At 65.2% G+C, this 6,614-nt stretch carries 5 protein-coding genes and 2 pseudogenes; 1 reads left to right on the forward strand and 6 read right to left on the reverse strand.

Annotation, left to right across the window (positions count from 1 at the left end; genetic code table 11):
* Positions 1 to 78: 78 nt before the first annotated feature.
* On the reverse strand, positions 79 to 1,410 hold the full coding sequence (locus tag AHiyo1_RS05165) for a M50 family metallopeptidase (protein WP_059387828.1): 1,332 nt from the start codon (positions 1,408 to 1,410) through the stop codon (positions 79 to 81).
* A gap of 17 nt (positions 1,411 to 1,427) precedes the next feature.
* Positions 1,428 to 2,612, reverse strand: coding sequence for a 1-deoxy-D-xylulose-5-phosphate reductoisomerase (dxr, locus tag AHiyo1_RS05170; RefSeq protein ID WP_059387829.1), 1,185 nt, complete (start codon positions 2,610 to 2,612; stop codon positions 1,428 to 1,430).
* Between the two features lie 38 nt (positions 2,613 to 2,650).
* Between dxr and AHiyo1_RS05175 the strand changes: the two are divergent.
* Positions 2,651 to 4,116 (forward strand): annotated as a pseudogene (locus AHiyo1_RS05175) (lipase maturation factor family protein).
* A gap of 15 nt (positions 4,117 to 4,131) precedes the next feature.
* Here the strand turns inward: AHiyo1_RS05175 and AHiyo1_RS05180 are convergent.
* The 4 genes and pseudogenes from AHiyo1_RS05180 to AHiyo1_RS05195 all read right to left on the reverse strand — a co-directional run.
* The gene (locus tag AHiyo1_RS05180; protein ID WP_059387830.1) at positions 4,132 to 4,968 is read right to left on the reverse strand and encodes an HpcH/HpaI aldolase/citrate lyase family protein; all 837 of its coding nucleotides are present in this window, start codon (positions 4,966 to 4,968) and stop codon (positions 4,132 to 4,134) included.
* The gene (locus tag AHiyo1_RS05185) at positions 4,965 to 5,483 is read right to left on the reverse strand and encodes a MaoC family dehydratase (protein ID WP_059387831.1); all 519 of its coding nucleotides are present in this window, start codon (positions 5,481 to 5,483) and stop codon (positions 4,965 to 4,967) included. The genes AHiyo1_RS05180 and AHiyo1_RS05185 overlap by 4 nt, the downstream gene beginning before the upstream one ends.
* Positions 5,480 to 6,231: pseudogene (locus tag AHiyo1_RS05190) on the reverse strand (CoA transferase subunit B). Before AHiyo1_RS05190 ends, AHiyo1_RS05185 begins: the two are co-directional and overlap by 4 nt.
* 2 nt (positions 6,232 to 6,233) lie before the next feature.
* The coding region (locus AHiyo1_RS05195; protein WP_148667474.1) for a CoA transferase subunit A at positions 6,234 to 6,614 on the reverse strand (381 nt) is incomplete at its 5' end.

Raw genomic sequence — 6,614 nt, forward strand, 5'->3', positions numbered from 1 at the left:
CGGCGGACTCGGCGTCGTAAACGTACTCAACAGCGAAAACAGTCATATGGATAGCCTATCCCCCCAGCCCAATCCGGATCAGCCGAAGAGGTTGACGGGCTTGACGATGTCTGCGTAGATCAGCAGCGCGCTCATGGCCATGAGGACGCTCGCCACGACGTAGGTGAGCGGCAGGAGCTTGGCGATGTCGAAAGCGCCGGGATCCGGTTTGCCGAACAGCTTGGCGATTCGACGCCGGGCTCCCTCGTAGAGCGCGCCCGCCACGTGTCCGCCGTCGAGCGGCAGGAGCGGAACCAGGTTGAAGACGGCGAGGGCGAAGTTCAGTCCTGCGAGGAGCCCCACGAGGGCGCTGACGCGCGATTGCAGCGGAACCTGATCCATGGCAGCCACTTCACCGGCCACCCGGCCAACGCCGACGACGCTGATGGGGCCATTGGGATCGCGCGGTTCGGAGCCGAAAGCCGCTTGCGCTACTCCGACTACCCTGGCGGGGAGGTTGAGGATGACTCCGGCGATCTGCTTGATGTTCTCGCCGGCCATCGGAAGAACGGTCGACGCCGGTTGGGGCACCATGGCGGTTTGCGCACCGATGCCGAGGAACCCGACCTCCTCGTACAGCGGCTTGCCGTCCGAGCCCTTGGCCTGCTGGCCGTTGTCGGCGATGACGGGGCGTGCGGACAGCACCGGGGTAACCTGCGTGGTGACGCTCTTGCCGCCACGGTCCACGGTGATTTGCACGGACTTGCCGGCGGATGCCCGGATCCAGCCGCTCATCTCGGCCCAGCTCGTCACGGGCTTGCCGTCAAAGCTGGTGACAACGTCGTTCGGCTGGAGCTTGGCCACCGCGGCCGGGGTCAGTTGGCAGTTCGGCGAGTTTGGATCGACGGTTTCGCCGGCCTTGACTTGGCACTTTGACACCTCGGCGATGGTGGTGGTGGCGGTGGACACTCCGAAGCCCATGAGCAGCACCGCTGTCAGCACCAGGCCGATGAGCAGGTTCATGGCCGGCCCACCCAGCATAATGATGACCTTTTTCCAGACCGGCAGCCTGTAGAAGACCCTGTTCTCGTCGCCGGGGCCCACTTCCTCGTGCGCCGCGGACCGGGCTTCGGTGGCGAGTGTCTGGAACATGCCGGTGCTGGACGGCCTGACGCTGCCATCCTCCTTGTTGGGCGGGTACATGCCGATCATGGCGACGTAGCCGCCCAGCGGGATCGCTTTGACGCCGTATTCGGTCTCGCCTCTCCGCGTGGACCACAGGGTAGGACCGAACCCGATCATGTACTTCGTGACGCGCACCTTGAAGAGCTTGGCGGGAAGCAAGTGCCCCACCTCGTGCAGCGCAATGGAGACGGCCACGCCGATCGCGACGAAGACGACTCCGAGAATGAACAGAATGACGGGATTCATGCCTTAAGTACTGCTTCCTAAAGGGTGCTGTTGGCTAAACGATCATGGGTGCGCGTGCGTGCCCACCTCTCAGCATCCAACACCGAGTCCACCGTCAGCTCCAAGGATCCTGAATGTTCGCTGAGGACGGACTCCACCGTGTCCACGATGTCGGTGAAGCGGATCCTCCCGGCGTGGAAGGCTTCCACCGCTTCCTCGTTGGCCGCGTTGAAGACCGCTGGAAACGTGCTCCCCTGCTTCGCGGCGTCCTTGGCCAGTTCCACGGCCGGGAAAGCCACCGAGTCGAGGGGCTCGAACGTCCAACTGGTGGCCTTGGTCCAGTCGCAGGCCTTGGCGGCGCCGGGCACGCGGTCCGGCCACCCGAGGCCGAGGGCGATGGGCAGTCGCATGTCCGGCGGAGAAGCCTGGGCAACGATGGAGCCGTCCACGAACTCCACCATCGAGTGCACCACGGATTGCGGGTGCACCACGACGTCGATCCTGTCCAACGGGACGTCGAACAGCAGGTGCGCTTCGATGACCTCCAGGCCTTTGTTGACGAGGCTGGCCGAGTTGGTGGTGACCATGAGGCCCATGTCCCACGTGGGGTGCGCAAGGGCCTCGGCCGGGGTGACGTTGCGGAGTTGCTCCCGGCTGCGGCCCCGGAAAGGTCCGCCGGACGCCGTCAGGATGAGTTTCCCAACCTCTTTGTCGGTTCCTGCGCGGAGGCATTGGGCGATGGCCGAGTGCTCGGAATCCACGGGCACGATCTGGTCAACGGCGGCAGCGGCCTTCACCAGGGCACCGCCCACGATGAGGGATTCCTTGTTCGCCAAGGCCAGGATGGCGCCCGACTTGAGTGCTGCCAGCGTGGGCGCCAGCCCGATGGACCCCGTGATGCCGTTGAGTACGACGTCCGCTTCGATCGCGGCAATCTTGGTGGACGCATCCGGCCCCGTGATGATCGCCGGATCGTAGTTCCGGAGTCCGGCGGCGGAGGCGGCAGCGCCGATGAGTCTGTGGAGTTCGTGGGCGTCGCCGTAGGCGATGCCGACTGCCTGTGCCTTGGTGTGGACTGCCTGCTGCGCGATGAGTTCCAGGTTCCCGCCACCCGCGCTCAGCGCCACGACCTCAAACAGGTGGGGGGCGGCGTCGACGACGTCAATCGCTTGAGTGCCGATTGAACCAGTGGACCCGAGGAGGATGATCTTGCGCGGCTGCATTGCTTAAGTATCCCGCACCCCAGGCGTAGCGTTGGTTTGTGGACTGGGTCTCGTGGTTCGAGGCGCCGGACTATGAATTCGCCCGGCAGGTGCTCCAGCGCGGCACGGCCGCGCTCTATTTCATCGCGTTCCTGTCCAGCCTCAACCAGTTTCCCGCACTCCTTGGCGAACATGGGCTCCTGCCTGTCCCGAGGTATGTGGACGGCCACAGGGTCTTGCGCAGGCCCAGCCTGTTCCGCTGGAAGTACTCGGACACGTTGCTCCGCGCCGTGTGCGCCGCAGGACTTGCCGTGTCCCTGACACTCGTGGGCGGGCTGCCGCAGCTTGGCCCGCCGTGGCTTCCCTTGGCCGCGTTCCTGGCCTTGTGGTTGCTCTACATGTCGATCGTCAACGTCGGCCAGACCTTCTACGGCTTCGGTTGGGAGATGCTGCTGCTGGAAATGGGCTTCACCGTCGGCTTCCTCGGTTCGGACCAGGTCCCCCCGCCCAGGACCATCCTCGTCCTGCTCGTGTGGTTGCTCTTCAGGCTGGAATTCGGCGCCGGCATGATCAAGATCCATGGCGGAAGCGAGTGGCGTGATTTAACCGCCCTGTACTACCACCACGAAACCCAGCCCATGCCCGGACCGTTGAGCCGCCAGGCGCATCTCCTGCCCAAAGCGATGCACCGCATGGAGGTGCTCGGCAACCACTTCGCCCAGCTGGTGGTGCCGTTCTTCCTGTTCGCCCCGCAGCCGCTGGCCACCATCGCCGCAGGAATTGTGGTCTTCACGCAGCTTTGGCTGGTGGGGAGCGGAAACTTCGCGTGGCTCAATTGGTCCGCGATCGTGCTCGCCTTCGCTGCGGTGAGCGACCCGGTTGCCCACGCTGTGCTGCCTTTCATCCCGCAACGGACCAACCCGGCAGCGGCGGTTCCGCAGACCCCGGTGTGGTGGCTCGCCGTCGTGCTCGCGGTGACGGTGCTCCTCCTGGTGCTCAGCTATTGGCCCATCCGCAACCTGCTCTCGCGCGGGCAGCTCATGAACGCGAGCTTCAACCGATGGCAGTTGGTCAACACGTACGGGGCGTTCGGCACGGTGACGCGGCACCGCGTGGAAATCGTGGTGGAAGGCACCCAGGCAGACGTTCCCGTCGACGAGGCAGATTGGCGCGAATACGGCTTCAAGGGCAAGCCCGGCGACGTCCGCCGCTCCCCCGGCAATGGGCGCCCTACCACTTGCGCCTCGACTGGCTGATGTGGTTCCTGCCCTTGCGCACTGTGCACGAGGAATGGTTCTACGCGTTCCTGGGCAAGCTGCTCGACGCCGATCCGCCCACCTTGCGCTTGTTGCGCCAGGACCCGTTCGACGGCGACCGGCCGCGTTGGGTGCGGGCCCGCAGCTTCCTGTACCGCTTCGCCACGAGGGCCGAGTTCCGGGAAACGGGTCAGCGCTGGATCCGGATGGAGCTCTACGAGGTCATCGCCCCGTTGTCGCTGCCGAAGCCACGACGGCGCGGTCAATAGACCCGGGGCGACCCTTCAGGAAAGCCGGGCCCTGCGCAGCGTGGATTCGGCGTGTTTCAGGATGGGACCGTCCACCATTTTGCCCTTGTGCTGGAACACACCGGTTCCGGCCGCAGCCGCAGCGTCAAGCAGTTCCCGCGCCACTGCGACGGCTTCGGGCGACGGTGCATACGCTTCGCGGACAACGGCGACCTGGTTCGGGTGGATGCAGGCCTTGGCACCGAATCCGCTGGCCACGGCGTCGGCGGATTCCACGGCCAGCCCCGCAAGATCGGGAATGTCGACGTAGACCGAGTCGATGGCCTCCTTGCCTGCGGCTTTGGCCGCCAGCAGCACGGTGGACCGGGAGTGCGTTGCGACGGCTCGGTAGCCGCCATCGTCCTTGCGGCTGGAGGTGCCGCCCATCGAGGCGATCAAATCCTCGGCGCCCCACATGAGCCCGACGACGTTGGGAGCCTGGGCGATCTCAGCCGCGTTGACGATTCCCTTGGCCGTCTCGCACAGGGCGATGACGTGGTATCCCTCGAGTGCTTTCAACTGTTCGGCGGTCTCGGCCTTGGCCAGCATGATGGTGCGGTAAGGAGTATGCGCCAGGCAGTGCAGATCCTTCTCGAAGTCCGGGGTGCCCACCGGATTGACGCGCACAATCGTGCGGCTGGGGTCGAGCTCGGCGGTCTCGCCGCCTGAGCCGAGCTGGGCGAGGATCGCGCCCCTGGCCCGCTTCTTGTCTGCGGGCGCAACGGCGTCCTCGAGGTCCACGATCACGGCGTCGGAACGTTCAGCGGCCTTTTGGAACCGTTCCGAACGGTCGGCGGGGCAGAAAAGCAAAGCGGGGCCCATGGTGAAGGTCATGTATTGATTGTCCCCTGTTGCGCCTCCAGATGCGCTGTCCGGCTCCACATGAGGCAGGCCCGCGTCGCCAGTGCCACAACCGTGCCGTCCTGGTTGCGGCCGGTATGTTTCATGGTCACCACGCCTTGCCCGGGACGCGACGACGACTCCCGTTTCCCGATGATGACCGTCTCTGTGTAGAGGGTGTCGCCGTGGTAGAGGGGGTGCGGGAAGGAGACGTCCGTGAGGCCCAGTTGGGCAATGATGGTGCCCTGGGTCAGCTGGGTGACGGACTGTCCCACCATGGTGGACAGCGTGAACATCGAGTTCATGAGCCTCTGCCCGAAGGGCTGTTTGGCGCTCCACGCCGCGTCCAGGTGGAGGGCCTGGGTGTTCATGGTCAACGTGGTGAACAGGACGTTGTCCGTTTCGGTGACGGTCCGCCCGGGCCGGTGGGCGTACACAACGCCTTCCTCGAGTTCGTCGAAGTACATCCCCCGCTGCTCGACCACGCGGGGTTCAGCGTCCGCCGTCATACAGTCAGCTCCTGGTCCTCTTCGAAGAGCTCGACGCCGGTCGCTGCCGCCACGTCCTCGGCCGAGACATTCGGTGCCAGCTCGCGCAGCACGAGCCTCGAGGCCCCGCCTTCGGAGACGACGTCGATCACGGCGAGGTCGGTGATGATCCGGTCCACGCAGCCTTTCCCCGTGACGGGCAACGAGCATTCCTTGACGATCTTGGGCTTGCCGTTGCGGTCCACGTGCTCCATCATCACGATCACCCGTTTGGCGCCGAAGACCAGGTCCATGGCGCCGCCCATGCCCTTGACCATTTTGCCGGGGATCATCCAATTGGCCAGGTCCCCGTTGGCCGCGACCTCCATGGCTCCCAGCACGGCGACATCCACATGGCCCCCGCGGATCATGCCGAACGAGGTAGCCGAGTCAAAGAACGCGGCGCCCGCGTTGACTGTGACCGTTTCCTTGCCGGCGTTGATCAGGTCCGGGTCCACGGCGTCCTCGGCCGGGTAGGGGCCGACGCCCAGTATCCCGTTCTCGGAATGCAGGATCACCTCGACGCCTCGGGGATGTAGTTGGGGATCAGGGTGGGCATGCCGATCCCCAGGTTGACGTATTGCCCGTTGGTGAGTTCGCGGGCTACGCGGGCAGCGAGTTCGTTCCGCGTCCAGCCCTTGCCCTCGTGGTGCTCGGCGCCGGCGCGGCGGTACTCGTGCCTGACGGCCTCGGGACGCGGCGGCACATCCTGGGTGATGTTCGATTCCATGGCTACGCTCCTGTCTTGCCGGTCAACGCGACGGTCCGCTTTTCGATGCGTTTCTCCGTGTCCGGTGCAACCACGACCCGCTGGACGAAGATGCCCGGGGTGTGGATATGTTGCGGATCGAGTTCGCCGGGTTCCACAAGCTCTTCGACCTCGGCGATGGTGATCCGGGCCGCCATGGCACACAGTGGATTGAAGTTCATAGCCGTCGCGTGGAAGACGAGGTTCCCGTGACGGTCCCCCTTCCAGGCGTGGACCAGTCCGAAATCGGGTGTCAGGGATTCCTCCAGGACATAGTCCGCCCCGTTGAAGGTGCGCACTTCCTTAGGTGAGGATGCGATCGCCACGTTGCCGTCGGCGTCGTACTTTTGCGGCAGACCGCCTTC

It is taken from the genome of Arthrobacter sp. Hiyo1, from assembly GCF_001263615.2.
Lineage (GTDB): Bacteria > Actinomycetota > Actinomycetes > Actinomycetales > Micrococcaceae > Arthrobacter.

Bases quoted from the DNA above. Each gene is read 5' to 3' on its own strand.
- AHiyo1_RS05165 (WP_059387828.1), bottom strand. From the start codon at position 1,410: ATGAATCCCGTCATTCTGTTCATTCTCGGAGTCGTCTTCGTCGCGATC.
- AHiyo1_RS05185 (WP_059387831.1), bottom strand. From the start codon at position 5,483: ATGACGGCGGACGCTGAACCCCGCGTGGTCGAGCAGCGGGGGATGTAC.
- AHiyo1_RS05180 (WP_059387830.1), bottom strand. From the start codon at position 4,968: ATGACCTTCACCATGGGCCCCGCTTTGCTTTTCTGCCCCGCCGACCGT.
- dxr (WP_059387829.1), bottom strand. From the start codon at position 2,612: ATGCAGCCGCGCAAGATCATCCTCCTCGGGTCCACTGGTTCAATCGGC.